At 62.2% G+C, this 601-nt stretch carries 1 protein-coding gene; it reads left to right on the top strand.

What is annotated here, in order from left to right:
- Positions 1-601 (top strand): dicarboxylate/amino acid:cation symporter (locus tag DIE15_RS36690; RefSeq protein WP_124835884.1); only part of this gene is annotated, 601 nt, incomplete at both ends.

Here is a 601-nt window from a genome sequence, read left to right as displayed (position 1 = left end):
TGTTCTCGATGTTCTTCGGCGTGGCGCTGGCGGCGCTCGGCGAGCGCGGCAAGATCCTCGTGGCCGCGATCGACCAGCTGTCGCACGTGATGCTGAAGATCACCGGCTACGTGATGAAGCTCGCGCCGCTCGCGGTGCTGGCCGCGATGGCGTCGACCGTCGCGATCAACGGGTTGTCGATCCTGCTGAAGTTCGCGGTGTTCATGGGCGACTTCTATGTGAGCCTGTTCCTGCTGTGGAGCACGCTCGTGATCGCCGGCCTGCTGTTCCTCGGCCGTCGCGTGTTCAAGCTGCTCGTGCTGATCAAGGAAGCGTTCATGCTGTCGTTCGCGACGGCAAGCTCCGAAGCCGCGTATCCGAAAATCCTCGATGCGCTCGACCGGTTCGGCGTGCGCCGCAAGATCTCGAGCTTCGTGATGCCGATGGGTTATTCGTTCAACCTCGACGGCTCGATGATGTACTGCACGTTCGCATCGCTGTTTATCGCGCAGGCGTACAACATCCACCTGTCGCTCGGCACGCAGATCACGATGCTGCTGATCCTGATGCTGACGTCGAAGGGAATGGCCGGCGTGCCGCGCGCATCGCTCGTCGTGATCGC

Origin of the sequence: Burkholderia sp. Bp9031 (assembly GCF_003857965.1) — a bacterium.
GTDB classification, from domain to species: Bacteria; Pseudomonadota; Gammaproteobacteria; order Burkholderiales; family Burkholderiaceae; genus Burkholderia; species Burkholderia ambifaria_A.
This window is presented reverse-complemented; position numbering and strand designations above follow the sequence as displayed.